Source organism: Luteimonas pelagia, from assembly GCF_054776035.1.
Map to the genome: position 1 here is coordinate 1 of NZ_BAAHCG010000006.1, position 1,733 is coordinate 1,733.

Below are 1,733 nucleotides of genomic sequence, written 5' to 3' on the forward strand. Positions count from 1 at the left end.
TGGTCGGGCACTGCACGTACTTCCGCAACAGGCACTTCATGCAGGACGGCGACCTGTGCCGCGCCTACGGCGCGACGCTGCGCCTGGTGCTGACCGGCAACGACACGGTGGTCGTGCGCCACAACACCCTGGCCGGCGAAGGCGACGCCCAGATCGTGCATACCGGTGGCACCAGCAGCGACCGGATCATGATCCAGAACAACGTCGGCGTCGGGTTCCCCTATTTCGTCGACGGCACCAAGCGCGGCTTCACCGGTGGAAGCGTGTCGGGCGAGAAGACCGTGTCCGGCAACCTGGCCTGGAACGTGGTCTCCTGCCCCACTGGCGTGACCTGCGCCAACCCGACGCTCGCCGACATGACCTTGGCCGGATTCGATGCCGAGCCGCTCGACGGCAGCCCGGTGATCGACAAGGTGGCGGTCATGTCGTCCGTGCCCACCGACTTCCTGCTCCAGCCGCGCCCGGCCGGCGCGTCCAGCGACATCGGCGCCTACGAGGTGCAGGACGGATCGGGCACGACGCCTGCGCCGGAACCCGAGCCCGAGCCGGAGCCGGATCCCACGCCCGAGCCCACCCCGACCTGCACGCGGGCCGCTCCGACCGTGACGCTCCAGGGCGACTCGAGCGCCGCCGCGCCGGGTGCCACGAAGGCCTATGCGTTCAAGGCCACCAACAATGACAGCGCTGCCTGCAGCAACACCACCTTCCAGGTCGCGCGCTCCGTTCCGACCGGCTGGACCGGCACGCTGTCGGCATCCAGCGTCACCCTGGCCCCGGGGGCGAGCGGCAACCTCACGCTCTCGGTGACGTCCTCCACCACCGCCGCGGGCGGCAGCTACGGCATCGGAACCGCCGTGGGAAGCGCCGTGGGCAGCCTGCATACCGCGCAGGCCTCGGCGACCTACACGGTCTCCGTCCCCGAGGCCGACCCGGTCGACCTGGCCGCCTCCGTGGGCACCGACCGGACCGTCTATGCCCCCGGAGACACGGTGCACTTCAGTGCGCGGGTGATGGGCGACGGCGTCCCGGTGGAGGGCGCGACGGTGCAGTTCTCCAGCGACCTGCACAAGAGCATGGAACTCCAGCTCACCGCCACGACCGACCGGAATGGCTACGCGAGGGGATCGATCGATCTCAAGCGCGGTCGCTGGGCCGAGGGGCGCTTCCGGATCGAAGCGGCCGCCAGCGAGGGCGCGTCGACGACCACCGCGACGACCGCGTTCGAGGTCCGCTGACCCGAGGGCAGCGCCCGAAAGGGCGCTGCCTGCAATTGGAGGGCAAAACCAGCCATCTTCGGTTAAAAGACCGTAAAGCGGCTTGAAGTCCCCGTGAATTCCCTGTGAATCAGAAACATGATGGTCTCGTGAAATGAGACTTTTGTCTCGTTTTGCGTCGCGGCAAACGCCAAGACTCGCCGCCGGGGATCCCTTCGTCTCGACTCGCCGCCTTCCGCGGCCTGGAGCCGTACTTGTTCGCTTTTCGCACGACTTGCAATGATTCGGGCCGCCTGCTGCGCAGGCTGCTCTTCGCATCCGTCCTGGCGCCCGCCAGCCTGCTCGCCTGGGGCAGTGCCCAGGCGGCCACCACCTTCCACGTCCGCGCCGACGGCGGCAGTGCCAGCCAGTGCACCGGCCGCGCCGATGCCCCCTACCCCGGCAGCGGCACCGGCCAGGCCTGCGCTTGGCGCAGCCCGGAGACCGCGCTGGCCAACATCGCCGGCGGCGACACCGTGA

Annotated in this window: 2 protein-coding genes; both read left to right on the forward strand. The window is 69.4% G+C overall.

All coding sequences use genetic code 11. The annotated features are described in order from the left end of the window. Window positions 1–1,235, forward strand: a 1,235-nt coding sequence (locus ACYU7H_RS12070; RefSeq protein ID WP_460815067.1) for a choice-of-anchor Q domain-containing protein, incomplete at its 5' end; no start/stop codon positions are given. Between the two features lie 233 nt (window positions 1,236–1,468). Beyond that, on the forward strand, window positions 1,469–1,733 hold a 265-nt coding region (locus ACYU7H_RS12075), incomplete at its 3' end, for a hypothetical protein (RefSeq protein WP_460815069.1).